23 protein-coding genes and 2 tRNA genes are annotated in these 22,967 nt (G+C 67.1%); 7 read left to right on the forward strand and 18 right to left on the reverse strand.

Translation table 11 applies throughout. From position 1 onward, the window contains the following. Positions 1 to 5: 5 nt before the first annotated feature. Positions 6 to 96: transfer RNA gene (locus tag ATE62_RS06105), tRNA-Ser, on the reverse strand. A 75-nt stretch (positions 97 to 171) separates the two neighbouring features. Between ATE62_RS06105 and ATE62_RS06110 the strand changes: the two genes are divergently transcribed. Together ATE62_RS06110 and ATE62_RS06115 are read left to right on the forward strand one after the other, a co-directional pair. Next, complete coding sequence (locus ATE62_RS06110; protein WP_058808286.1) at positions 172 to 1,110, forward strand: peptidylprolyl isomerase; 939 nt, start codon at positions 172 to 174, stop codon at positions 1,108 to 1,110. A 5-nt stretch (positions 1,111 to 1,115) separates the two neighbouring features. Continuing rightward, positions 1,116 to 1,430 (forward strand): DUF1905 domain-containing protein, encoded by a 315-nt coding sequence (locus tag ATE62_RS06115; protein WP_058808285.1) that lies wholly within the window; start codon positions 1,116 to 1,118, stop codon positions 1,428 to 1,430. Here ATE62_RS06115 and ATE62_RS24010 read toward each other — a convergent pair. Further along, positions 1,420 to 1,548, reverse strand: coding sequence for a hypothetical protein (locus tag ATE62_RS24010; RefSeq protein ID WP_269433361.1), 129 nt, complete (start codon positions 1,546 to 1,548; stop codon positions 1,420 to 1,422). The two genes, ATE62_RS06115 and ATE62_RS24010, sit on opposite strands and share 11 nt — an antisense overlap. Before the next feature lie 117 nt (positions 1,549 to 1,665). On the opposite strand from ATE62_RS24010, the gene ATE62_RS06120 reads away from it, so the two are divergent. Next, positions 1,666 to 1,740: transfer RNA gene (locus ATE62_RS06120), tRNA-Thr, on the forward strand. A gap of 27 nt (positions 1,741 to 1,767) precedes the next feature. Here the strand turns inward: ATE62_RS06120 and ATE62_RS06125 are convergent. Next, positions 1,768 to 2,136 (reverse strand): hypothetical protein, encoded by a 369-nt coding sequence (locus ATE62_RS06125; protein WP_058808284.1) that lies wholly within the window; start codon positions 2,134 to 2,136, stop codon positions 1,768 to 1,770. A gap of 72 nt (positions 2,137 to 2,208) precedes the next feature. Continuing rightward, positions 2,209 to 3,087: a LysR substrate-binding domain-containing protein gene (locus tag ATE62_RS06130; RefSeq protein WP_058808283.1), complete on the reverse strand. Its 879-nt coding sequence runs from the start codon at positions 3,085 to 3,087 to the stop codon at positions 2,209 to 2,211. 138 nt (positions 3,088 to 3,225) lie between these two features. On the opposite strand from ATE62_RS06130, the gene ATE62_RS06135 reads away from it, so the two are divergent. After that, a complete protein-coding gene (locus ATE62_RS06135) occupies positions 3,226 to 5,547 on the forward strand; it encodes a CDC48 family AAA ATPase (protein ID WP_231736152.1) in 2,322 nt (773 codons plus the stop codon). On the opposite strand, the gene ATE62_RS06140 is transcribed toward ATE62_RS06135, so the two are convergent. Then, complete coding sequence (locus ATE62_RS06140) at positions 5,544 to 6,854, reverse strand: MFS transporter (RefSeq protein WP_058808282.1); 1,311 nt, start codon at positions 6,852 to 6,854, stop codon at positions 5,544 to 5,546. The two genes, ATE62_RS06135 and ATE62_RS06140, sit on opposite strands and share 4 nt — an antisense overlap. A 174-nt stretch (positions 6,855 to 7,028) precedes the next feature. Between ATE62_RS06140 and ATE62_RS06145 the strand changes: the two genes are divergently transcribed. Then, the gene (locus tag ATE62_RS06145) at positions 7,029 to 7,667 is read left to right on the forward strand and encodes a class I SAM-dependent methyltransferase (RefSeq protein ID WP_156420551.1); all 639 of its coding nucleotides are present in this window, start codon (positions 7,029 to 7,031) and stop codon (positions 7,665 to 7,667) included. Here the strand turns inward: ATE62_RS06145 and ATE62_RS06150 are convergent. Next, on the reverse strand, positions 7,664 to 8,860 hold the full coding sequence (locus ATE62_RS06150; RefSeq protein WP_058808281.1) for a phospholipase D-like domain-containing protein: 1,197 nt from the start codon (positions 8,858 to 8,860) through the stop codon (positions 7,664 to 7,666). The genes ATE62_RS06145 and ATE62_RS06150 overlap by 4 nt on opposite strands. Before the next feature lie 150 nt (positions 8,861 to 9,010). On the opposite strand from ATE62_RS06150, the gene rpoZ reads away from it, so the two are divergent. Further along, the gene (rpoZ, locus tag ATE62_RS06155; RefSeq protein ID WP_058808280.1) at positions 9,011 to 9,355 is read left to right on the forward strand and encodes a DNA-directed RNA polymerase subunit omega; all 345 of its coding nucleotides are present in this window, start codon (positions 9,011 to 9,013) and stop codon (positions 9,353 to 9,355) included. Between the two features lie 65 nt (positions 9,356 to 9,420). Here the strand turns inward: rpoZ and ATE62_RS06160 are convergent, their stop codons facing one another. From ATE62_RS06160 to ATE62_RS06190, 7 genes are all read right to left on the reverse strand, one after another. After that, entirely contained in the window at positions 9,421 to 9,756 is a 336-nt protein-coding gene (locus tag ATE62_RS06160; protein ID WP_058818465.1) for a hypothetical protein, read from the reverse strand. A 56-nt stretch (positions 9,757 to 9,812) separates the two neighbouring features. Beyond that, a complete protein-coding gene (locus ATE62_RS06165) occupies positions 9,813 to 10,418 on the reverse strand; it encodes a DUF3800 domain-containing protein (RefSeq protein WP_058808279.1) in 606 nt (201 codons plus the stop codon). A 10-nt stretch (positions 10,419 to 10,428) separates the two neighbouring features. Then, entirely contained in the window at positions 10,429 to 10,920 is a 492-nt protein-coding gene (locus ATE62_RS06170; RefSeq protein ID WP_058808278.1) for a hypothetical protein, read from the reverse strand. A 23-nt stretch (positions 10,921 to 10,943) separates the two neighbouring features. Beyond that, entirely contained in the window at positions 10,944 to 12,887 is a 1,944-nt protein-coding gene (gene ftsH, locus ATE62_RS06175) for an ATP-dependent zinc metalloprotease FtsH (protein ID WP_058808277.1), read from the reverse strand. A gap of 86 nt (positions 12,888 to 12,973) precedes the next feature. Then, a complete protein-coding gene (gene tilS, locus ATE62_RS06180) occupies positions 12,974 to 13,972 on the reverse strand; it encodes a tRNA lysidine(34) synthetase TilS (RefSeq protein WP_082662637.1) in 999 nt (332 codons plus the stop codon). Next, a complete protein-coding gene (locus ATE62_RS06185) occupies positions 13,926 to 14,909 on the reverse strand; it encodes a tetratricopeptide repeat protein (protein ID WP_058818466.1) in 984 nt (327 codons plus the stop codon). The genes tilS and ATE62_RS06185 overlap by 47 nt, the downstream gene beginning before the upstream one ends. A 113-nt stretch (positions 14,910 to 15,022) precedes the next feature. Then, positions 15,023 to 15,868: a helix-turn-helix domain-containing protein gene (locus ATE62_RS06190; RefSeq protein ID WP_058808643.1), complete on the reverse strand. Its 846-nt coding sequence runs from the start codon at positions 15,866 to 15,868 to the stop codon at positions 15,023 to 15,025. Between the two features lie 303 nt (positions 15,869 to 16,171). Here ATE62_RS06190 and ATE62_RS06195 point away from each other — a divergent pair, with 303 nt between their 5' ends. Continuing rightward, the gene (locus ATE62_RS06195; RefSeq protein ID WP_058808644.1) at positions 16,172 to 17,323 is read left to right on the forward strand and encodes an ankyrin repeat domain-containing protein; all 1,152 of its coding nucleotides are present in this window, start codon (positions 16,172 to 16,174) and stop codon (positions 17,321 to 17,323) included. Here the strand turns inward: ATE62_RS06195 and hslU are convergent, their stop codons facing one another. From hslU to wecB, 5 genes are all read right to left on the reverse strand, one after another. Beyond that, entirely contained in the window at positions 17,324 to 18,625 is a 1,302-nt protein-coding gene (gene hslU / locus ATE62_RS06200; RefSeq protein ID WP_058808645.1) for an ATP-dependent protease ATPase subunit HslU, read from the reverse strand. Positions 18,626 to 18,686: 61 nt separating this feature from the next. Continuing rightward, complete coding sequence (locus tag ATE62_RS06205) at positions 18,687 to 19,781, reverse strand: FAD-dependent oxidoreductase (protein WP_231736154.1); 1,095 nt, start codon at positions 19,779 to 19,781, stop codon at positions 18,687 to 18,689. Positions 19,782 to 19,798: 17 nt separating this feature from the next. Beyond that, positions 19,799 to 20,365 (reverse strand): ATP-dependent protease subunit HslV, encoded by a 567-nt coding sequence (hslV, locus tag ATE62_RS06210; protein WP_058808647.1) that lies wholly within the window; start codon positions 20,363 to 20,365, stop codon positions 19,799 to 19,801. Between the two features lie 48 nt (positions 20,366 to 20,413). Then, positions 20,414 to 21,709 (reverse strand): UDP-N-acetyl-D-mannosamine dehydrogenase, encoded by a 1,296-nt coding sequence (wecC, locus tag ATE62_RS06215; protein WP_058808688.1) that lies wholly within the window; start codon positions 21,707 to 21,709, stop codon positions 20,414 to 20,416. Then, a complete protein-coding gene (wecB, locus tag ATE62_RS06220; RefSeq protein WP_058808648.1) occupies positions 21,699 to 22,814 on the reverse strand; it encodes a non-hydrolyzing UDP-N-acetylglucosamine 2-epimerase in 1,116 nt (371 codons plus the stop codon). Before wecB ends, wecC begins: the two co-directional genes overlap by 11 nt. Positions 22,815 to 22,967: the final 153 nt, after the last annotated feature.

Below are 22,967 nucleotides of genomic sequence, written 5' to 3' on the forward strand. Positions count from 1 at the left end.
GGCAATGGCGGAGCGGGAGGGATTCGAACCCTCGATACGCTTTTGACGTATACTCACTTTCCAGGCGAGCGCCTTCGACCACTCGGCCACCGCTCCGCATGCACTGGAAGGGGCGCCCTAATCGCTTGGCGGGGCTTTCGCAAGCGGCATGGGCGTGGCAGACATTGCGCCATGAAGCATCGCCTCCTTGCCGCCGCCGCGGCCTTCGCTTTTTCCCTTCCCCTGGCCGCACAGGAGGCGTCGCCGCCACCCTCGCCGGGCGAGATCGCCGCTGCGGCGCCGGCGAGCGACTGGGTCGCGATTCCGGCATCGGACCTGCTGGTCATGGACCTCGTCCCCGATGCGGCGGGCAAGGCGCGCCGCGTCGTGATCCAGCTGATGCCCGCACCGTTCAGCCAAGGATGGATCGGCAATATCCGCAAGCTCGCCGCCGCGCATTGGTGGGACGGCACGAGCGTCAACCGCGTGCAGGACAATTATGTCGTGCAATGGGGCGACGCGACCGAGAAGAAGGCGCTGCCCGAGGGTTTGGCGGTGTTGCCGGAGAGCGCCTATGTCGCGCCCGAGCCCGAGGACGCCTTCCTGCCGCTGTTCCAGGTCAACGATCCCTATGCGGGGGCGATCACGCTCTACAAGGGGTGGCCGCTGGGTGTCGGGCCCGTTGATCCGGAGGATTTCAACAAAGGACAGATCTATTGGCCGCTCCATTGCTATGCGATGGTCGGGGTGGGGCGGAACATGTCGCCCGACACGGGGTCGGGTGCCGAACTCTATACGGTAATCGGGCAGGCGCCACGCCACCTCGACCGCAATATCGCCGTAGTCGGGCGCGTGATCAGCGGGATCGAGCATCTGTCGAGCTTGCCGCGCGGGACCGGGGCGCTCGGCTTCTACGAAAAGGCCGAAGAGCGCGTGCCGATCAAATCGATCCGCCTCGCGACCGAATTGCCCGCGGCCGAGCAGCCCAGTTTCGAATATCTGTCGAACGAAAGCGACAGCTTCGCCAAATATGCTGACGCGCGCGAGAATCGCCGCGATCCCTTCTTCATTCGCCCGGCGGGTGGCGCCGACATCTGCAATATCCCGGTGCCAGTGCGCGCGGCGAAATAGAGCGCGTGGAGAGCTTCACCACCACCACGGTGCTGTGGCGCTGGCAGTCGGCGACGGCGCCCGCCGCCTGGTTTTTCCTGACCATCGCCGGCGAGGCTGCCGACGGGATCCGCTTTGCCGCGATGTCGGGGCAGTGGCTCGACAAGCGCGGGGGATTCGGGTCGGCGCGGGTGACGGTGACGATCGGGGATACCGTCTGGCAGACGTCGGTCTTTCCGCACAAGGAAAGCGGCGGCTGGTTGCTGCCGGTCAAGGCCGCGGTGCGCAAGGCCGAGGGGATCGCCGAGGGCGACGATGTGACGGTGACCGTCAGTCTCTAGGCGGGGTTTCGGCCCGGGCCTCGCGCGCCTGCGCCTTTCTTTTGCGCAGATTTTCGCGCAGCGCTTCGGCCAGTCGCTGCTGGCGTTCGAGTTCGGCGGGGGAGGGGCTCTTGCTCACGCGACGATCCTTGCCCGCGAAATCTGTCCAGCGTCAAGCCTCGCGGCTTGACAGGCGCAAGGCGTCCCGCCATAGGCCGCGCCTGCCCCGCAGACATGCGTTAGCGGGCGCCCGGTTGCTGCTGTAGCTCAGTGGTAGAGCGCGTCATTGGTAATGACGAGGTCGACAGTTCAATCCTGTCCAGCAGCACCATTTCCCGACATTCGGAAGTCTTCGCCCTCAGGGCGATTTGCGCGTTTGTGCCGCGCCCGCGAGGCTGCGGAGCGCCTGGACGCGCATGTCGAGTTCGCGGCTCTCCGACGCGGTCAGGCCGCCCTCGGCATAGCGGTCGGCGAGGCGGTCGATCTGGCGGGCTTCGCGGCGGAGCGAGCGTGCTTCGGCGCGCGTGATATCGCCGCGGTCGCGGGCGTCGCCGATACGATCGCGGAGGTCGCTGAGGTCGCGTGAAGGGGTCGGCCCGGCGGGCTGGGTACCGCGGTCGACGATGCCGGGCAGCACCGGATCGCGCGGGATGCTGCGCGGCATAAACTGCGCGCTCGCGGCCGCCAGCGGCGCGAGGCAGAGGAGGGCGGTCAAAATCGGTCGCATCGGCTGGCTCCCGCGGAGGAACAGGGCTTCAGGCTCGCCCCTGACCCCTGAACCGCCGCTGAATCGCCGGCGTCAGATCTTGGCGCCGAGCAGCCAGTCGTGGAAGAGCTTCACCGCGGGCTGGCGCAGCGCGCGCGGGCGGCAAACGAACCAGTAGCTGTACGGGCTGTCGACGTCGAAATCGAACAGGCGGACGAGCCGCGGGTCGTGCGCGTCGTCGAAATGATGGCCGTGCATGAAGGCGACGCCGATACCCTGCGCCGCGGCCTCGAGCATCAGCGGACCCGAATCGAAATAGTCGATCCCCGCGGGCTCGAGATAGGGCATGCCGATCGCTTTCCGCCATTCGCCGAAGGTCTCGGGCATTTCGCGGTGGAGCAGGATCGTCGCGCGCTGGAGCTGTTCGGGCACGGTGAGCGGGCGGTTGCAGTCGGTGAGTGTGCGCGCGGCGATCGGGAAGACCTTGTCCTGATCGAGCCGCGCTGCGTAGAGCGCGGGGTCGATCGAGCGCGCGAGCGCGATCGCGGCGTCGATCCCTTCGCCCAGCCGCGCCTCGGCGTGCGACATCGTCTCGATATCGATGTGCAGTTCGGGATGCTTCTGGCGAAGCTCGGGCAGGCGCGGGAACAGCCGCTGCTGCGCGAAGAGCGGCAGCACGTTGAGGTGCAGCCGCAGCGAGGCGTCGGGGCTGCCCGCCTGGGTGATGACGCTGCGCAGTTCGTCGAGGATCGGCGACAATTGCTCCTGCAGCGCGCGCCCCGCTTCGGTCAGTCGCAGCCCATGGTGATGGCGGTCGAAGAGCGGGCGGCCGACGGCATGTTCGAGCGTCTGGATGCGCCGCGAGAGCGCGGGCATCGACAGGCCGAGCTCGATCGCCGCGGCCTTGACCGTGCCGTGGCGGGCGACCTCGAGAAAGGCTTCCATGCTACTGAGGGGAGGAAGGCGTGCCATGATCGTTCGCCTGCGATGATGACATGGCAGCGCGCGTCATGCCAGCGACTTTTGTGCACTGCGTCATAAGCTTGGGGTCGCAAAGGCGGAACCGGCGTCCTATCTTTGCCGTTCTGTCCATTTTGCGGGAGACACGCCTTGGCCGATGCAGCGGTAAAAGAAAAACAGGTCAAACTGCAGGTGGCCAGCGCCCGCGCCGAGGAAAGCGGCCGTGGTATCGCGCGCATCCCGCGCTCGGCGATGGCCGAACTCGGCCTCACCGAGGGCGATATCGTCCAGATCAGCGGCAAGCGCGACACCGCGTCGCGCGTCGTCTTGCCCTATGCCGAGGATGAGGGGCTCGACGTCATCCGCCTCGATGGTTTGCAGCGGGCCAACGCCGGCGCAGGAGCGGGCGATATGGTGACTTTGGCCCGCGTCGAGACGCGGCCTGCAACGCGCGTCGTATTCGCTCCCGCGCAGGAGAATATGCGGCTGCAGGGGTCGACGATCGCGCTCAAGCGCAATTTCCTCGGGCGCCCGCTGATCGCCGGCGACACCGTCGCGACGCAGGGACAACAGCAGCTGTCGTCGGGTGAGATGCCGCCGCAGCTGCGCCAGATGCTCAACGCACCCGCCTATGCCCTGACGGAGCTTCGCTTGCTCGTGGTGTCGGCGAGCCCCAAGGGCGTCGTCTTCATCGACGAGAATACCGAAGTCGAGCTGCTCCCCGAATATCAGGAGCCGCAGGACGCGCGGCGCACCGACGTCACCTATGACGACCTCGGCGGGCTGGGCGAGACGATCGACCAACTGCGCGAGATGGTCGAGCTGCCGCTGCGCTATCCCGAGCTGTTCCGGCGTCTGGGCGTCGATCCGCCGCGCGGGGTGCTGCTGCACGGTCCGCCGGGAACGGGCAAGACCCGGCTGGCCCGTGCGGTCGCGAACGAGAGCGACGCGCAATTCTTCCTGATCAACGGGCCCGAGATCATGGGCAGCGCCTATGGCGAGTCCGAAAAGCGGCTGCGCGAGGTGTTCGAGCAGGCGACCAAGGCCGCACCGTCGATCCTGTTCATCGACGAGATCGATTCGATCGCGCCGAAGCGCGGGCAGGTGACCGGCGAGGCCGAGAAGCGCCTCGTGGCGCAATTGCTGACGCTGATGGACGGGCTCGAGCCGCGCACCAATCTGGTGGTCATCGCGGCGACCAACCGTCCCGACGCGATCGACGAGGCGCTGCGCCGTCCGGGCCGTTTCGACCGCGAGATCGTGATCGGCGTTCCCGACGAAAAGGGCCGGCGCGAGATATTGGGTATCCACACGCGCGGCATGCCGCTCGGCGAGGATGTCGATCTCGACGAGCTCGCGCGCACGACCTTCGGCTTCGTCGGGGCCGACATGGCGGCGCTGACGCGCGAGGCGGCGATCGAGGCGGTGCGGCGGATCATGCCCAGGCTCAACCTGGAGGAAGGGACGATCCCGCCCGAGGTGCTCGAGGAACTGCGTGTGACGCGCGAGGACTTCAACAATGCACTGAAGCGCGTCCAGCCCTCGGCGATGCGCGAGGTGATGGTGCAGGCGCCCAAGACGCGCTGGAGCGACATTGGCGGGCTCGACGCCGCGCGCGACAAGCTGATCGAGGGGATCGAGCTGCCGCTCAAACACCCCGAGGCGTTCCGCCGGCTCGGCATCCGCCCCGCGAAGGGCTTCCTGCTCTATGGCCCGCCGGGCACCGGCAAGACCTTGCTCGCCAAGGCGGCGGCGCGCGAATCCGACGCGAACTTCATCTCGATCAAATCGTCGGACCTGCTGTCCAAATGGTATGGCGAGAGCGAGCAGCAGATCGCGCGGCTGTTCCAGCGCGCGCGCGCGGTGGCGCCGACGATCATCTTCATCGACGAACTCGACAGCCTGGTGCCCGCGCGCGGCAGCGGGACGTCGGGCGAGCCGCAGGTGACCGAGCGCGTCGTCAACACGATCCTCGCCGAGATGGACGGGATCGAGGAGATGCAGTCGGTGGTCGTCATCGGCGCGACCAATCGCCCGAACCTGATCGACCCCGCGCTGCTGCGCCCCGGGCGGCTCGACGAGCTGATCTATGTGTCGGTGCCCAATGCCGAGGGGCGCAAGCGCATCCTCGAGATCCAGACGGGCAAGATGCCGCTCGACGAGGATGTCGACCTGGGCGTGCTGGCCGACAAGGCCGATCGTTTCACCGGCGCCGATCTGGAAGACCTGACACGCCGCGCGGGGCTTGCCGCGCTCAAGCGCTCGATGGGCAGCGAGACGGTGACGATGGCGGATTTCGAGACCGCGCTCAAGGACACCCGCGCTTCGGTGACCGAGGCGATGGAGAAGGATTATGAAAAGATCCAAGGCGAGATCAAGCAGGCGGCGATGAGCGTCGACCCGATCGGCTTCTTTGCGCCGGGCATGCTGAAACCCGTGCGTGAACGGAAGCATGAGGAGCCGAACGACTAGGAGGCAGGCTGGTCCAGCCGGAGCGCCTTCCAGCCCCACAGGACCAGCCAGCCGCAAAAGCCCGCCATCAGGCCGTAAGCGACGATCGGGTGCCAATTGTAGAGCAGCACCCCGATTGCGGGCGATATGATGTACGCCGAGCCGTTGATCGACGCGGTCATCCCCGCGACCGCGCCCTGATCGCGGCGCGGCACCGCGAGCGAGGAGCCGGCGGTAAAGCCCGGACGGAAGAGGCCGAAACCGAGCGAGGCGAGCGCGAAGCCGATGATGATGCCGTGGAGGTCGAACGACAGCCCGGTCATCACCGCACCCGCACCGCCGAGCGCCGCACCGACGAGCACCGCGGTGCGCGGCGACATCTTGAGCAGCGGGATCAGCCCCCATTGCGAGAGCAGGGTCGCGAAGGCGCCCGCCATCAGCACGATGCCGGTGATCGCCGCGCCCTCGTCGGGGCGCAGGCGCAGCTCGAGCCGATCGAGGATCAGGAAGCCGATGACGCCGAGCATCATCGCCTGAGCCTGCCCGCCGAACAGTCCCGCGAGCAGCCACGGCCGCACGCGCGCGTCGGTCCAGCGGAGCGGCGGCGAGGCGGCAGCGGCGGTGTCGACGACCTCGTCTTCGGCCTCGTCGGCCGCGGTTTGCGGCGAGCCGCCGGTGGTGGGATAGGAGACGATCGCGCCGCGCGCGGCGAAGCGCGGGACGTCGTCGGGCAGCCGCCAGCGCAGCGCGACCAGCACGCAAAGACCGACCAACGCGAAGACGAGTAGCGGCCCCGCCAGCCCGACGAAGGGCAGGATGAAGAAGGGCGCGATCGCGGGGCCGATCACGGTGCCGAGCCCGAAGGAGGAAGAGACGAGCGACAGCGCCTGCGTCCGCTCCTCGGGGTCGGTGCGCGAGGCGACATAGGCCTGGACCGCGGGCGGCGCGGCCGAACCGAGCCCGCCATAAAGGCTGCGAAACAACGCAAAGAGGATGAAGGTCACTCCCGCGGCGAGCCAGCCTTCGAGCCCCGACCACAGGACGAGGCCGCAGAGCGCCATCGACGACAGGAAACCGATGACGCCGAGCGCCATCAACGCCTTGCGTCCGCGCTTGTCCGACTGGCGTGCCCAATGCGGCGCGGTGAGCACCCAGAGCAAGGCGGACCAACTGAAGGCGAGGCTGACCCAGACGTCGGGGATATGCAGCTTGGCGCCGATCGCAGGCAGGATCGACTGCATCGCGGTGTTGCCCGCGGCGGCGACGAGCATCACCGCGAAGAGCACCGCCATGCGGTCGGCGGGAATCGAGCGGCTGATCGTCGACATGTCGCTCTCCCCCTTTCAGCTGCCGCGCGTGCGGATCGTGCCCGGACCCCTACACGCCCGGCTCCGCCTGTCCAGCGGCGGAACGCGGGCAGCCTTTGTCAAGCATAGTCTTTCCTTGCGTCGCGCGCGGCTTTTTGCCACGCCTTCGTCACACGCAACAACGCGAAAGCCATCATGTCCAATCCCCGGGCGCAGGCCCAAGAACAGAAGGTCGCGCTGACCAAACGCATCCGCGACCGCGCAAAGCGCTTTTTCGGGCCTTGGGGCATGTTCGTGAAGGGCTTCATCAAGCATCCGGTGATGGTCGGGTCGATCGTGCCCTCGTCGCCGACGCTGATCCGCCACATGCTGAAGCCCGTAGACTGGAAGAACACCAAGCTGTTCGTCGAATATGGCCCCGGCGTCGGAACCTTTTGCCGCCCGGTGCTCGAGCGGATGGCCGGCGATGCGACGCTGATCGCGATCGACACCAACGAGGATTTCATCGACTATCTGCGGAAGGACATCCGCGACAGCCGCTTCATCGCGGTGCATGGGTCGGCCGCCGACGTCGAGGCGATCGTCCGCGCGCACGGCTTCGACCATGCCGATTATGTGCTGTCGGGCCTGCCTTTTTCGACTTTGCCCGCAGGCGTAGGGCCCGCGATCGCGGCGGCGACCCACCGCGTGCTGCGCCCCGGCGGCGCCTTCCTCGTCTATCAATTCCGCGCCCGCGCGCGCGACTTTCTGGCGGCGCACTTCAATCGCATCGACAATGCGTTCGAATGGGTCAACGTGCCCCCGTGCTTCCTCTTCTGGGGCTGGAAAGACTAGACCTCGGTCTCCGGATCGATCTCGCCCAATCCAAAATTGAGCCGGCGCGACACCGTATAGTCGGCGACGCCGACGACGAACCACGCCAGCGTCCAGCGCAGCCGCGTAAGCCAGGTGCCGCGCTTCTTGTGCTCCCCGGCGGTGATCAGGTCGCAGTCGGGCTGCAGCCCCGCGATAAAGTCGCGCATCTGCTGCGCAAAGCCCGCGTCGGCGACGCGCAGCATCACCTCGACGTTCATGAACAGGCTGCGCATGTCGAAATTGGCAGTGCCGACATAAACCACATCATCGACGACGATCAGCTTCATGTGCAGCCGGCACGGTAGATATTCCCAGATCGTCGAGCGCTTGCGCAGCAGATAGCCGTAGAGCAGCCGCGAGGCACCGATCGTCGCCGGATTGTCCGACTTCGCCGCCATCACGAAGCGCGCGCGGCCGCGCTTCGCGACGCGGCCGAGGCGGCGCAGCATGCCCTGGCCGGGCGAGAAATAGGCCATCGCCATGTCGAGCTGGCGCGCCTCGTCAAGGTCGGCGCGCACCGCCCTTGCCCAAGGCGACAGCCGTTGCGTCGGCCCGCCGACCAGCCAGCTGACCGGGCCGATATCGACCGGCCATTCGCGGATTAGGCGGCGCAGCATGAGCAGCTTGCCGTCGTTGTTCACCGTATAGTCGTGGATTTCCTCGAACCATTGCACCATGCGCGCGACCGAAGGCCCGCGGACGAGCACGCCGAGGTCGAACCAGCATTTCGACAGTTGGGTGCTTAGATAAGGCTCGGCGATGTTGAAGCCGCCGGTGATCGCAACATGCTCGTCGATCAGCAGCAGTTTCTGATGGTTGCGGATGAGGTAGCTCGACCGCCAGTGGCGCGAGAAGAAGGTGACGCTGCCGCCGGCTTCGCGCAGCGGGGTGAAGACGCTGTCCGATACATCGCCCGATCCGAAGCTGTCGATAACCGCGCGCACGCGCACGCCGCGTTTGGCGGCCGTGGTCATTGCGTCGAGCACTCGGCTGCCCGCGCCGTCATGCTCGAAAATATACATCACCATGTCGATGCTGCGGATCGCGCCGTTCAGCAGCGCGAGCAGGCGCGTGAGCCGCTCGTCACCGTCGACGATGACCTCCAGCCGGTGCCCCGCGACCTCCGCCCGGATCGTGTCGGCGTCGCAGGCGGTGACGGGTTCGGCGGTCATGCGCTCACCATAGGCGCGGGCCCGCGCGCCGGGCAAGGGCGAGGGCAGGACTATCGGCCCGCTTTCGTTGACATTCGCCGGGCCGCCTGCTAGCGCGCAGCGCTTGCCGCCAGCCCCCTGGGCCGGCCTCTCCTCGATCAAGGAACATCTATGGCCCGCGTTACCGTCGAAGATTGCGTCGACAAAGTCCCCAACCGTTTCGACCTGGTTCTGCTTTCGGCGCACCGCGCCCGCGAAATCTCGGGCGGTTCGGAGCTGACCATCGACCGCGACCGCGACAAGAACCCCGTCGTCGCGCTGCGCGAAATTGCCGAACAGACCGTGCGTCCGAAGGACCTCTCCGAAACGCTCGTCGGTTCGCTGCAGAAGGTCGTCGTCGACGACGACGACACGCCCGACGAAATCAGCTCGATCGCGCGCTCGGCCGAGGCGCTCCGCCTCACCGCCGCCGCGCCGCCGCGCAGCCCCGCGGGCGGTGGCAGCGACTTCGAATAAGTCGACGCGACAGCGAGATCACCAAGGAGGGCCGCGGGAAACCGCGGCCCTTTTTGACGTCTCACTCAAATGATACGAGGGACTCCCGGTATACGGTCGCTAGGGCTTTCCCCGATAATCATCAGGTCGAGAATCATCTCAAATTCGTCGGCTAACGATAGATTGTCACGCGCTTGCGGAACATAAGGGGCTTGGTTGCGAATTGCCTTGCTTGCGTCCCGAAGAACACCAAGAACCTGTTTCGAAACTACATGTTCGCTTTTAATCGCCTCTGCTTTGCCAGAGAGATAATCCTTAAGTGCGGCGAAGGCCGTCGCGTCAAATGACTCAGATGCAAGCAGCCTGATCGTCGCGCGACGATTCAGATCTTCGAGCTCCAGATCATAGTCGCTTGCTTTCATTTTTTTTCCCTTACCCGATAGCACTCGAGTATTCCACCTCTGAGCGAGTGCTCGACTCAGACCACCCGCGTGAGCTCCGCCACCCTTATCGCCTTCGAAGCCAGCATCGGTTCGATGATCCGCTCGATGCGGTGGGCGCGGGGCGATTTTACCGTGATGTTGAACAGGCTGTTCGCGATCACGTCGGCGATCTGGACGCCGTCGCTGCGCTTGCTGTCGGCGAGCGAGGCGCGGCCCCAGTTGCCGAGGCCGGCCTGGACCTCCTCGCGGACGTGGCTCAATATCTTGGGATCGTAGCGGCCGTCGTCGATCACCACGTCGGTGCACTCGCCGCCCGTTTCGGGCAGCCAGTGGCCGACCGCGCTGTTGAGCAGCGCGCCGTAGAGCGCAAGGTCGCTGGGTAGCGTGCCGCCGGGCGCCTGCGCCAGTTGGTCGCGATGGGCCGCCGCGACCCAGGCGCGGCCGCCCGCGCGATCGACGAGTTCGAGCAGATAGGCGCGCTCGACCATCGAGATGCGGCTGCCCTTGAGCTCGCCGCGGAGGCCGGTAACGGAACGAAAGCGCTCGTGGATGTCGGCGGCCGCTTGCGGCGTGAGCATCACCGCGGCGAAGGTCATCGCGCCCGCGTTGAGCCCGCCCGATTCATCGCAATAGATGGTCACCGCCGCGGGCTCAGCAGACCGCGCCGAAGAAGGTCACCGATTTGGCCGCCCCCGCGGCGAGCGGCTCGGCGAGCGTCCATTGGACATGGGTGACGTCCTCGCGCGTCGCTGGACGGGGTGCGGTGCCGGGGATCGTCACGCGAAGTTCGTCGAGCGCTCCGAAGCTGGTCCCGCCATCGACCGACACCGCGAAGCCGTCGAGATCGTCGGTGCCGACGAAGCGGATATCGCGCGGGATCGGGTTGACGAAGCTAAGGCTCGCTGCGGGCTCGGCGGTCCTGTTCTCCATCCGGAGGCTATAGCGCAGCCGGTCGCCGGGGATCACGACCTCGGGCTCGGCAAAACTGATATCGCGCTGGCCGCCGGCGCCGATCTCGACCTTTTCCAGATCGACTTTCTGCGAGAATTCCATGCGCTGAAAGGCCTGCGCCGGGCTGGCGAGCGCGAACATCGCCGCGACGCCGAGCCCGAAGCGGGGCAGGCTGAATTTCAGGCGCTTCATCGCTCCTCCCCCAAGGCGCCGGATCAGGCGCCCTGCGGGTTGGGGCCGCCGAAGGGACGCGGCTTGCGCTTGATCTGCGGCAGGCCGCCGGCGTGGCCAGACACGGGGGTGCCGCGCTTGCCGGCATCGTCCTCGCGGCCGATATCCTCGCCCTTGATCGCGCGCTTCGCTTCCTCGCCCGACAGCGTCTCATATTCGAGCAGCGCCGCGGCGAGCAGGTGGAGCTCGTCGAGATTGTCGGTGAGCACCTTGCGCGCGACCTTCTCGCCTTCCTCGACGAGGCGGCGGACTTCGGCGTCGATCAGCTTGGCGGTTTCCTCCGACATATTCTGCGCGCGCGACACGCTGTGGCCGAGGAAGACTTCGTCCTGATTGTCGCGGTAGCGCAGCCAGCCGAGCTTTTCGGACATGCCATATTCCATGACCATGGCGCGCGCCATGTCGGTCGCCTGCTGGATGTCGTTCGACGCGCCCGTGTTGAGCTCGTCCTTGCCATAGATCAACTGCTCGGCGATGCGGCCGCCGAAGCAGAGCGCGAGGCGCGCCTTCATCTGCTTCATATTCTGCGAATAGCGGTCGCGTTCGGGCAGGTTCCACGTCACGCCCAGCGCGCGGCCACGCGGGATGATCGTCACCTTGTGCAGCGGATCGTTATGCTCGACGTGGAGCGAGACGAGCGCATGACCGGCTTCGTGATAGGCGGTCGCCTTCTTCTCGTCCTCGGTCATCACCATTGAGCGGCGCTCGGCGCCCATCAGCACCTTGTCCTTGGCTTCCTCGAACTCGTTCGAGGCGATCAGGCGCTTGCCCTTGCGCGCGGCCAACAAGGCGGCCTCATTGGCGAGGTTCGCAAGGTCGGCGCCCGAGAAGCCCGGGGTGCCGCGCGCGATGCGGCGGAGGTCGACGTCGGGCGCCAGCGGCTTCTTGCGCGTGTGCACCTCGAGGATCTTCTGGCGGCCCTCGATGTCGGGGCGCGGCACGACGACCTGGCGGTCGAAGCGGCCGGGACGGAGCAGCGCGGGGTCGAGCACGTCGGGGCGGTTGGTCGCCGCGACGATGATGATGCCTTCATTGGCCTCGAAGCCGTCCATCTCGACGAGCAACTGGTTGAGCGTCTGTTCGCGCTCGTCGTTGCCGTTGCCGAGCCCGGCGCCGCGATGGCGGCCCACGGCGTCGATTTCGTCGATGAAGACGATGCACGGCGCGTTGCGCTTGGCCTGTTCGAACATGTCGCGGACGCGCGATGCGCCGACGCCGACGAACATCTCGACGAAGTCCGATCCGGAGATGGTGAAGAAGGGCACGCCCGCCTCACCCGCGATCGCGCGGGCGAGCAAGGTCTTGCCGGTGCCGGGCGAGCCGACGAGCAGGGCGCCCTTGGGGATCTGGCCGCCGAGCTTCGAGAATTTGGTCGGGTCCTTCAGGAACTCGACGATTTCCTCGAGTTCCTCGCGCGCCTCGTCGATGCCCGCGACGTCGTCGAAAGTCACGCGGCCCTGCTTTTCGGTGAGCATCTTCGCGCGCGATTTGCCGAAGCCCATCGCGCCCGAGCCATTGTTCTTCTGCACCTGGCGGAAGACGAAGAAGGCGATGCCAAGGATGAGCAGGAAAGGCAGCGACTGGATCAGCAGATAGACCCAGATATTGCCGGTTTCGGTGGGCTTGCCGTCATATTTGACGTTGTTGTCGTTGAGCAGCTTGAGCAGCTCGGGATCGCGGATCAGGTTGGCGCTGAAACGGTCGCCGTTCGACAGTGTGCCGGTTGCGCGTTCCTCGGTCAGCACGACGTCCTTGACGCTGCCGTCCTCGATCTTCTGGCGGAACTCCGAATAGGTGAGGGCATTGCCCGCAGGCTGCGATGCACCGCCGAACATCGAGGCGACGAGGAGCATGGCAAGCAGGATGCCGCTCCAGATCATCACGCTCTTCATCCAGGGGTTGCCCTGCGGTTCCTTGTCGTCCTGCATCGGAATCTTTCCAAAAGCCGCGCGCGTCGCGCTTGTATCCTGCCAAGATAGGATAATCGCGTTAAATGACAATGAGCCTTTCGGCCTTATTTGCGCGCTTTCCGGCGCGGCGCGGCGGAAATGCGCCAGATCGTGCCCTCGAGGCCCGGAACGGCGTCGATCAGCAGCGCGCCGACCATTGCGCGGCGCCCGTCCTTCATCGCCTTGACGACGCCGTCGAGCGAGGCGCCGCGGAGTGGCAGCCCGGCGGCGTTGGCGCGGAGGCGCTGGGTGACGACGCGGCGGAAAATCTCGGGCGGATAGCCTTCGTCGCGGATCACCGCGATGTCCGAGGCGTCGGGCCAGCCCGCGATCAGCCGCTCGACGGCCCAATCGATCGCCTCGTCGGCCTCGGCGAGCCAGTCGGCCGAGCGCGCCGCGGCCTCGACGTCGAGCACCGTCTGCGACGCCAGCGCATGGCGCAGCCGCGCGCGGTCGAAGCGACTGTCGGCGTTCGACGGATCGTCGACGAAGGGCAGATCTTCGTCGAGCGCGAGCCGAACGAGCTCGTCGCGGCGCCAGTGGAGCAGCGGGCGCAGGATGAAGCCGTTCTTCGCGCGGATCGCCGCGAGCCCGCCGACACCGCTGCTGCGATTGAGCCGCATGACGATCGTTTCGAGCTGGTCGTCGGCGTGGTGCGCGGTGAGGATATGTGCCAGCCCATGGTCCTGGCGCCACTCTTCGAGCAGGCGATAGCGCTCGGCACGCGCCGCGGCCTGTAGCGACCCCTTGATCGGCGTCGGCGGTCTTAGCGTCACGTGCGGGATGCGCTCGCGTGCGCAGAAACCCGCGACCATGCGTGCTTCCTCATCGGAACCCTGGCGCAGACCGTGATCGACCGTTGCGGCCTTGACCTGGCCGGGGAGCAGGGTCGCCATCAGCCAGAGCAGCGCCATGCTGTCGGGGCCACCCGACACCGCGACGCCATAGCTGCGTTGCTGCCAGCCCGGCCCGACTAGCACCTCGACCTGGCGCGCGAGCCGGTGCGGCGCGTCGGCCTCAGCAGCCGGCTTTTGTTTTTGCGGCTGCTGCATCGGTGCGGACATCCTGCGGCGCCTTGTCGCCATAGGTCTCTTCGAGTTCGGCGAAGGCCTTGCACGCGGCGTCCTTGCGGCCGAGCTTGTCGAGCGCGACGCCCATGTACATCAGGCTGTGCGGCGCGCGAGCTCCGCCGGGGTTCTGTTTGTAATTGTTATAGAAAGCCACCGCAGCGAGGCTGGGCTTGCCCTCGTCGAGATAGGCGCGGCCGAGCAGGTTCTGCGCGAAGCTGGCGAGCCGGTGGTTCGGCCATTTGGCGACGACGTCCTTCAGCTGCGTCTGCGCCTCGGGGTAGAGTTTCGCCTCCCACAGGCGGTAGCCATAATTATAGCCGTCATCGACCTCGTTTCCCGTGGCGGGAATCTCGACCTTCTTGACCAGCGCGAGCCGCGCGGCGCTGCTGCCCGATGCGGCGGGCGTCGCCGCGGGCTTTTTCGTGGGCGCGGCGGCGGGAGTCGTCGTCGCGGGCTTGGTCGTCGATGCCGTCGTGGTTGCGGGCGGCTTGGCGACGGGCGTCACCGGCAGGCTTGCCGGGGTCACCGTCTCGGTCACCGGCGGCGGGGCAGCGAGGCGCTTTTCCATCTCGGCCTTATAGGCGGTGAACTGCTTTTCGAGTTCGCGCAGCTGGAAAGCGTTCTGCTCGGTCTGGCCGGTCAGCGTCTGGAGCTGGCTTTCGAGCGCGTCGACGCGCGCGGTGAGGTCGATCACCGGCGCATTGGCGCCGGCTCGCGAGCGTTCGCCCGGCGTGTTGTCGGGCGCGATCTCGCCTTCGAAGAAGGTCGGGCTACCGCCCGGGAAGACCGAGCGCTGTACCGCGCGCATTTCCTTTTCGAGCCGGTCGACGCGCTTGCCGATCGTGTCGTCCTGCGCCGTCGCCGCGCCCGGGATCGAAACCGCGAGCGCCATCGCCGCGGTGCCCAGGAGTGTAAAGTGACGCATGTTCATCTGCCTTTCGGCCCCCACCCAGTTAACCATCGCGCGATCCATAACGCGCACGGGGGCATTTGCGCAAATCCAATCGGCGCGGCGACCTTTCGGTCCGTCGAGGGTATCTCCTCTCAGCGCTTGGTCGGAACGGGAGCCAGCGTCTGCGCCGCGCCCGCGCCGTCGGCGCGCGCGACCAAGTCGGCGGGCTTCAGCGAGATATTCTTGACCAAAGTATCGGCGGGGCCGATCGCGCCGATGTCGCGACCGCCGACCGTCACCTTCAGCGCCTGCGGGATGCTGGTGCGCAGCGTGAATTGCTGGACATATTCGGCGGGCACTTCGTAGGTCTCGCCCGCGTCGAGCGTCCGCCAATTCTCGGTCTTGCCCGTGGCATCGTCGAACCCGATCCAGACTTCGGACAGGCCAGTGAGGACCACAGGGGCATCGGCGGGAACCGCGCCAGCCTTCGTCGAGGTCTTGGTGGCGGGAGCGGCGGCCGTGGAGGGGGCTTCGGATTCCTCGGCGGCGCGATTCTGCGCAGCGATCAGCGCCTCGTCGGGCTCGACCGACAGGAAGCGCCACACGCCATAGGCCGACACCAGCACCAGCGCGACGATGACGAGGGTCCAGGTCAGCCGCGCCGTCGGCAGCCGCGCGGGGTCGGTGGGCTCATAGGCCTCGTACGACGGACGGCCATATTCCTCTTCCTCGAGCTCGCGGCGCACCGACGCGCCGATCTCGGCCTCGGGCAGGTCGACCGCCCGGGCATAGGCGCGCGCGAAACCGGTGACATAGGTGCGGCCGGGCAGGGCGGCGAAATCGGACTTCTCGATCGCTTCGAGATGGCGCTGGGTGATCCGCGTGCGCGTCGCGACGTCGGCGAGCGACAGCCCCGCCGCCTCGCGCGCCTGCCGCAGCCGGTCCCCCGTGCGCGTAATCGCCAGTTCGCCCTGTTCCGGGGCCTCCTCATCTGCCATTACTGTCTCCGTGCCGGCCGTTTGCAACCCGGTTCGACCGTGCGCGCCGTTCATCGCACCGTCGGCGCGGCAAAGTCAAATGAAGTTCGGTAAATGAACGGCTGAAAAGGGCCGGAATTAAGTCCGTTCGCGGGACGGCGCGCGGGCGTTGACGGTTAACCGCCGGCGGCCTAGCATCGCCATGGCCGTACAGGCGGCCTTCGGTCGGCGAACAGGGTTGAACCCACCTGCACCGCGTATCGCGCACAGCCCTTCTTTCTGCCCGAGGTCGCCGGCGCCGGGCCCTGGGAAAGAAGGTGTTTCATGTCGTCATCCCTGCCGCCGCGCGCCAGCCTTGCCTGGCTCCGCAAGACCGCCCGCCAAAGCCTGTCTGCGCTTCGCGCGACGAATCCAGGTGCCAAACTCGCCGACGCACAGCTGGCGCTCGCGCGCAGCCATGGTTTTGCGAGTTGGCGTGCGCTGAAGGCGCATGTCGAGGCCCCAGCAACCGAGATCCCGGAGGCCAAGGTCGCAGCTTTCCTGCTCGCGGTCGGCGACGGCGGGATCGAGGCGGTACGCACCGCGCTCGCGGCGAATCCGGAATTGGTCAATGCGATCGGCCCGCACCCCTTCTGGGGCGGGCGGCCACAGCCGCTGCACGTCGCGATCGAAACGAAGCGGCGCGACCTGTTCGACCTGCTGCTCGCCGCTGGCGCCGATGTCGACGGGCGCAACGACGGCTATGATCTCTGGTCGCCGCTGATGCTGACCTTTTCGCGCGACCGTGCCGATATGCGCGAAGCACTATTCGCGCGCGGCGCCAAGGTCGGGCTGGTCGAGGCGCTGCTGCTGCGCGACGATGCACTCGTGCTGAAGCTCTTGAAGCGCGGACTGCCCCGGATCGCGCCCAACCGCGGTTCGATTCTCGCCTTCGCCCGCACGCCCGCGGCAATCGACCGGCTGATCGAGCTCGGCGCCGACGCCGAAGCCAAGGATCGCTGGGGCACCACGCCGATCGAGGCGATGAGCCGCTCGGGCCCCGGAGGCGGCGAGCTGGTACGGCATATGATGCTGCGCGGACTGGCCCCGCAGCCGCAGGAATTTGCGCGGCTCGGCGACCGCGAGGCGCTGGCGATGCTGATCGCTGCCGATCCCGCCATCGCGAGGCGCGACGCCGTGCTGATGGGCGCGGTCGATTTCGGGCATCACGACCTCGCGCGCTGGCTGATCGGCGAGGGCGCCGATCCCAATACGCGCGCCGAAGCGGGCTCGCGCCACAGCGCGCTGCATTCGGCGGCGTGGAACGGCGATCTCGCGATGGTCGAGCTGCTCGTTCAGGCCGGCGCCGACATCGCGATGCGCGACGCTGAACATGATGCAACGCCGCAAGGCTGGGCCGAAACCTCGGTCACCGTCACCAACAACCCGCGCTGCGCCGACGTCGCCGCATGGCTCGCGGCGCGCGCGGGCGGCTAGTCAGAGCACATATTTGCTGAGGTCGGTGTCACCGACGATGTCCGACAGCTGGCGGTCGACGTATGCGGCATCGACGTCGAGCGTGGTGCCGCCGATCTCCTCGGCGGTGAAGCTGACCTCCTCGACCAGCCGCTCCATGATCGTCTGGAGCCGGCGGGCGCCGATATTCTCGACCTTCTCGTTGACCTCCGCGGCGAGCTTCGCGACGCGCGCGATCGCGTCGGGTCGGAAGTTCAGCGTGACGCCCTCGGTGCCGAGCAGCGCGGCATATTGTTCGGGCAGCCCCGCCTTGGTTTCGCTGAGAATCCGTATGAAATCGCCTTCGGTGAGCGCACCGAGCTCGACGCGGATCGGCAGGCGGCCCTGGAGCTCGGGCAGCAGGTCGCTGGGCTTCGCGACGTGGAAGGCGCCCGAGGCGATGAACAGGATATGGTCGGTCTTCATCGGACCATATTTGGTCGCGACGGTGGTGCCCTCGATCAGCGGCAGCAGGTCGCGCTGCACGCCTTCGCGGCTGACCGAGCCGCCGCGCACGTCGCTGACCGCGATCTTGTCGATCTCGTCGAGGAAAACGATGCCATTGGCCTCGGCGTCGGCGAGCGCGACGCGCGCTACATCGTCCTGATCGAGCCTTTTGTCCTGCTCCTCCTCGATCAGCCGCGTCGCGGCGTCGATGACCTTCATCTTGCGGCGCTTCTTGGGCAGCCCGCCCATCGCCTTGCCGAGCATGTCGGAGAGGTTGATCATGTTCATCTGCCCCGGCTGGCCGGGCAGGTCGAAAGGCATCGACGGCGCGTCGGACACCTCGATCTCGACCTCACTGTCGTCGAGATGGCCTTCGCGGATGCGCTGGCGGAAACTCTGGCGCGTCGCCTCGCTCGCGCCCTTGCCGGTGAGCGCGTCGAGCAGCCGCTCCATGGCGGCTTCCTCGGCAGCGGCGCGCACCGCGCCGCGGCGGCGTTCCTTCTCGAGGCGTACGGCTTCCTCGACCAGGTCGCGCGCGATCTGCTCGACGTCGCGGCCGACATAGCCGACCTCGGTGAATTTCGTGGCTTCGACCTTGATGAAGGGCGCGTCGGCGAGCTTGGCGAGGCGGCGGGAAATCTCGGTCTTGCCGCAGCCGGTGGGGCCGATCATCAGGATATTCTTGGGGCTGACCTCGTCGCGAAGCTCAGGCGCGAGCTGCTGGCGACGCCAGCGGTTGCGCAGCGCCACCGCGACCGCGCGCTTGGCGGCGTCCTGGCCGATGATGTGCGTGTCGAGCGCGGCGACGATCGCCTTCGGGGTCAAAGCTTCGTTCATATGGGGGAGGGTTCCGGACAGAAAATCATGAGAGCGCTAGATGGCGGTTCGTTGGCGCGTTTCAAGCGGGGCAGCGAAAGCCGGCGAACAGCGCCTGATGCGATGCGACGATGCGCGCGATGCGTTCGGGCTGGACCTCGGCTTCCCATTTGCCGCGTTCGTAGCTGCCGCCGAGGACGATGCCGTCGGGACGCGGGAACATATAGCCCGCCTCGCCGGTGAAGGCGTAATTTATCTCGGGCTGGGGGATCAGCATCGCGAGCTGGCCGCGGATCGGGGTGAGTTCGGCGTCGCCGAACAGGGTGTGCGAGCCGAGCCCGGTGCAGTTGAAGACCAGTGCCTCGGGCAGGTCGGCGATCTCGGCGGGCGCGGCGAAGCTGCGTATCGCGATGCGGCCGCCCGCGCCGGTGAAATCGCGCATCATCTGGCGGAGGTAGCGGCCCGTCTCGACATAGAGCGTATCGTAGCGCCACAGCCGCTCGACGGGGAAGGGATGTTCGTCCGGGCGAAGCTGGCGCGCGGCGGGCGGAAAATAAGGAAGCTTGGGCTCCTCCTGCGTCCCCTCGGTATAGGTGGTCAGCCAGCGGATGCCATAATCCTCGCCGACCATGATCTGGAACCGCCGCCAGCTGTAATCGAGCGCCTTCACGAACTGACGCTGCCATTCGGGCGTCACCATGTCCTTGCGGTAAAGGCTGAACGGGTGGAACTGCCCGCCGGCGATGTTCGACGTCGTCTCGGGTGGCAGCGCCTTGGCATAGATGGTGACGGCGAAGCCCGCTTCCTGCAGCAGCCGCGCGGTCGATAGCCCCATCACGCCCGCGCCGATCACTGCGGCGGGGCCGCTGTGCCCTGGTAGCCCCATTTCGACCGCGAGCTTCGAGGTGCCCCAGCTCATCGTGATACCGGCGCCGCCATGCCCGTAATTGTGGACAAGCCGCTTGGTACCGAGCGTATCGGCGCGTACGACGAAGCCGCTCGCGCGATAGGGGCGAAGGCCTGCCACGGTGCGGATGACGCGGTCGGGCGAGGCTTTGACCGGCGCGAGGCACGGCGTGGTGCTGATCGGCGTGCGCGCGGTGGTCATCGCGCAGCCGGGGAGGGCGAGCGCGGCCGAGGCGGCGACGAAATGGCGGCGGGGGAGCGTCAGGGTCACCCGCCGACCATAAATCATCAAGCCTTGCTGTCGATGACTTCCTGCGTGAACTGGTCGTTGGTGTAGACGCAGATGTCGGCTGCGACCTCCATCGCCTTGCGCGCGAGGATTTCGGGGTCCTTTTCATAGTCGACGAGCGCGCGCGCCGCCGACAGCGCGAAATTGCCGCCCGACCCGATCGCCGCGATGCCGCCCTTGGGTTCGAGCACGTCGCCGTTGCCGGTGATGACGAGCGTCACCTCCTTGTCGGCGACGATCATCATCGCCTCGAGATTGCGGAGATATTTGTCGGTGCGCCAGTCCTTGGCGAGTTCGACCGCGGCGCGTAGCAGCTGACCGTTGTGGCGTTCGAGCTTGGCTTCGAGGCGTTCGAACAGGGTGAAGGCGTCGGCGGTCGCGCCGGCAAAGCCGCCGATGACGCTGCCATCGTGGAGGCGGCGCACCTTGCGGGCGTTGGGCTTCATCACCGTCTGGCCCATCGACACCTGGCCGTCGCCGATGATGACGACCTTGTCGGGGCTGCGGGCGGAGAGGATGGTGGTTCCGTGCCAGGGCGAGGCACTATGCGCATGGGGATCGGTCATGCGGCGCGATATGGGCCATGGCCCATGCCGCTGCAAGGGGAGGGCGGTTTACGCCACCGCGCGCGGCGCGCTCGGTGCGGTCGGCCAGCCCTGGTCGGGCCACAGCCCGCGTGTGTCATAGACGATCTTGCCGCTGCGTTCCTCGAGCGGGACCGATTTGAACACGTCGTGATCGACGAGCACGATCATCACGTCGCACTCGGCGAGCGCATCGTCGAGCTCGACCAGCTCGGCGCCGCTGCCCGCGAATTCCATCGGCAGGCCGCGCGCGAAGGGTTCGACGATCCGGATGCGCTTGCCGAACTGGCGCGCGAGCGCGGCGGCGACCTCGACCGCCGGGCTTTCGCGGAAATCGTCGATATTGGGTTTGAAGGCGAGGCCGAGCACGCCGACCTTCGCCTGCGGATGGCTCGCGACGAGCGCGGCGGTCGCGACGATGACGTGCGACGTCTTGGCGAGGTTGACCTCGCGCGCGGTGCGGATCAGGCGGCTCTCGTCGGGCGCGCCATGGACAAGGAACCAGGGATCGACCGCGATGCAATGCCCGCCGACGCCGGGGCCCGGCTGCAGAATGTTGACGCGCGGGTGGAGGTTGGCGAGGCGGATTACGTCCCAGACGTCGACCCCCATCTTGTCGGCGATCATCGACAGTTCGTTGGCGAAGGCGATGTTGACGTCGCGGTAGCTGTTCTCGACCAGCTTCACCATTTCGGCGGCGCGCGCCGTGGTGGTGACGCAGGCGCCGCGCACGAACTGCCGGTAGAAGGTCATCGCGCGGCGCGCGCAGCGCGGGGTGATGCCGCCGATGCAGCGATCGTTGTCGACCAGCTCGACGAGGATGCGGCCCGGCAAAACGCGCTCGGGACAATAAGCCAGGAAGATGTCGGGGGTGCCCGCGCAACGGCCCGGGACCTTGAGGTCGGGGCGCTCGGCGGCGAGGAGTTCGGCGACCTTCTCGGTCGTGCCGACCGGCGAGGTCGATTCGAGTATCACGAGATTGCCCGGTTCGAGCACCTTGGCGATCGCGCGCGCAGCGTCGAGGACGTAGCTGATGTCGGGGCGATGCTCGTCGTCGTGCGGGGTCGGCACCGCGATCACGAATGTGTCGGCGGCCACCATCGTCGTCGAAGCAACGAGCGCACCGCGCGATACGACACCCTGGACGAGGCCGTCGAGGTCGACTTCCTCGATATGCACCTTGCCGCTGTTGACGGTCTCGACCACCTTTGCGCTGACGTCGATCCCGGTGACCTTGCAGCCCGAGCGCGCGATCAGTGCGGCGGTCGGCAGGCCGATATAGCCGAGGCCGACGACGGTGACTTTCTGTTCGATATCAACGGGCACGCGCGACAATCTCCGCAATCTGGGTGCCAGCCGTGCCGTCGCCGAACGGATTGTGGGCGCGCGCCATGGCGGCATAAGCCTCTTCATCGTCCAAAAGGCTGAAAATTTCGGAAACGATGCGGTCCCTGTTCGTCCCTACCAGCCGCGCGGTGCCCGCTTCGATGCCTTCGGGGCGCTCGGTCGTCTCGCGCATCACCAGCACCGGCTTGCCGAGCGAGGGCGCTTCCTCCTGCACCCCGCCGCTGTCGGTCAGCACCAGTTCGCTCGACGCGAGCAGGCGTACGAAATGCGGATAGTCGAGCGGGTCGATCAGCGCGACGTTGCCAAGCGATCCGAGGATCGGCTCCATCGCGGCGCGGACATGCGGGTTGGGGTGCACCGGGAAGATCACCGCGACGTCGGGGCGCGCGGCGATCGCGGCAATCGCGTCGGCGATCGCCTTCATGCCGTCGCCGAAATTCTCGCGGCGGTGCGAGGTGACCGCGACGATGCGCTGGCCCGCGAAGCGCTCCACCAGCGGGTCGAGCCCCGCGGCGAGCGACGGTTCCTCGTCGATGCGCGCCTTGGTCGCGAGCAGCGCGTCGATCACGGTGTTCCCGGTGATGTGGATGCGGTCGGCAGGAACATTCTCGGCGCGCAAGGCCGCGGCGGCCGTTTCGGTCGGGGCGAAATGCAGGTCGGCGACCGCGCCGGTGACCTTGCGGTTCACCTCCTCGGGCCAGGGGTGATAGATATTGCCGCTGCGCAGCCCCGCCTCGACATGGCCGACCGGGATCTTGCGGAAATAGGCCGACAGCGTCGCCGCCATCGTGGTCAGCGTGTCGCCATGGACGAGAATGCGGTCGGGTTTTTCGGCGTCGAAGGTCTCGCCCAGCCCGGTGACGAGCCGCGCGAGCAGCCCGTCGAGCGTCTGGTTCGCCTGCATGACGTCAAGGTCGATATCGGGCGTGATGCGCGCGATTTCGAGCACCTGGTCGAGCATCTCGCGGTGCTGCGCGGTGACGCAGACGCGGACGTCGAGCCCGGGTTGCGCCCGCAAGGCGTGCACGACGGGAAACATCTTGATCGCTTCGGGACGCGTCCCGAACACCGTCATCACTTTCATCGCGGGCTCTTGTATCGGCGGGTCATGGACGTGTCTCCTAGCCGATTTTGGTTGTTATCCGCTTAACTTCGTGGCGAAACTGCCGCAGCTGTGATCCTTGTCATTGCGCGCGTTGCCGGTAAATGCTCGGGGAAATGCATCCCGGGGGCGGTT

It is taken from the genome of Sphingopyxis sp. HIX (assembly GCF_001468285.1).
Taxonomy (GTDB): Bacteria; Pseudomonadota; Alphaproteobacteria; order Sphingomonadales; family Sphingomonadaceae; genus Sphingopyxis.

Excerpts from the sequence above, each read along its gene's own strand:
- ATE62_RS06110 (WP_058808286.1), top strand. The coding sequence starts at position 172 with ATGAAGCATCGCCTCCTTGCCGCCGCCGCGGCCTTCGCTTTTTCCCTT.
- ATE62_RS06125 (WP_058808284.1), bottom strand. The coding sequence starts at position 2,136 with ATGCGACCGATTTTGACCGCCCTCCTCTGCCTCGCGCCGCTGGCGGCC.
- ATE62_RS06130 (WP_058808283.1), bottom strand. The coding sequence starts at position 3,087 with ATGGCACGCCTTCCTCCCCTCAGTAGCATGGAAGCCTTTCTCGAGGTC.
- ATE62_RS06140 (WP_058808282.1), bottom strand. The coding sequence starts at position 6,854 with ATGTCGACGATCAGCCGCTCGATTCCCGCCGACCGCATGGCGGTGCTC.
- ATE62_RS06145 (WP_156420551.1), top strand. The coding sequence starts at position 7,029 with ATGTCCAATCCCCGGGCGCAGGCCCAAGAACAGAAGGTCGCGCTGACC.
- ATE62_RS06150 (WP_058808281.1), bottom strand. The coding sequence starts at position 8,860 with ATGACCGCCGAACCCGTCACCGCCTGCGACGCCGACACGATCCGGGCG.
- rpoZ (WP_058808280.1), top strand. The coding sequence starts at position 9,011 with ATGGCCCGCGTTACCGTCGAAGATTGCGTCGACAAAGTCCCCAACCGT.
- ATE62_RS06160 (WP_058818465.1), bottom strand. The coding sequence starts at position 9,756 with ATGAAAGCAAGCGACTATGATCTGGAGCTCGAAGATCTGAATCGTCGC.
- ATE62_RS06170 (WP_058808278.1), bottom strand. The coding sequence starts at position 10,920 with ATGAAGCGCCTGAAATTCAGCCTGCCCCGCTTCGGGCTCGGCGTCGCG.
- ftsH (WP_058808277.1), bottom strand. The coding sequence starts at position 12,887 with ATGCAGGACGACAAGGAACCGCAGGGCAACCCCTGGATGAAGAGCGTG.
- tilS (WP_082662637.1), bottom strand. The coding sequence starts at position 13,972 with ATGTCCGCACCGATGCAGCAGCCGCAAAAACAAAAGCCGGCTGCTGAG.
- ATE62_RS06185 (WP_058818466.1), bottom strand. The coding sequence starts at position 14,909 with ATGAACATGCGTCACTTTACACTCCTGGGCACCGCGGCGATGGCGCTC.
- ATE62_RS06190 (WP_058808643.1), bottom strand. The coding sequence starts at position 15,868 with ATGGCAGATGAGGAGGCCCCGGAACAGGGCGAACTGGCGATTACGCGC.
- ATE62_RS06195 (WP_058808644.1), top strand. The coding sequence starts at position 16,172 with ATGTCGTCATCCCTGCCGCCGCGCGCCAGCCTTGCCTGGCTCCGCAAG.
- hslU (WP_058808645.1), bottom strand. The coding sequence starts at position 18,625 with ATGAACGAAGCTTTGACCCCGAAGGCGATCGTCGCCGCGCTCGACACG.
- hslV (WP_058808647.1), bottom strand. The coding sequence starts at position 20,365 with ATGACCGATCCCCATGCGCATAGTGCCTCGCCCTGGCACGGAACCACC.
- wecB (WP_058808648.1), bottom strand. The coding sequence starts at position 22,814 with ATGAAAGTGATGACGGTGTTCGGGACGCGTCCCGAAGCGATCAAGATG.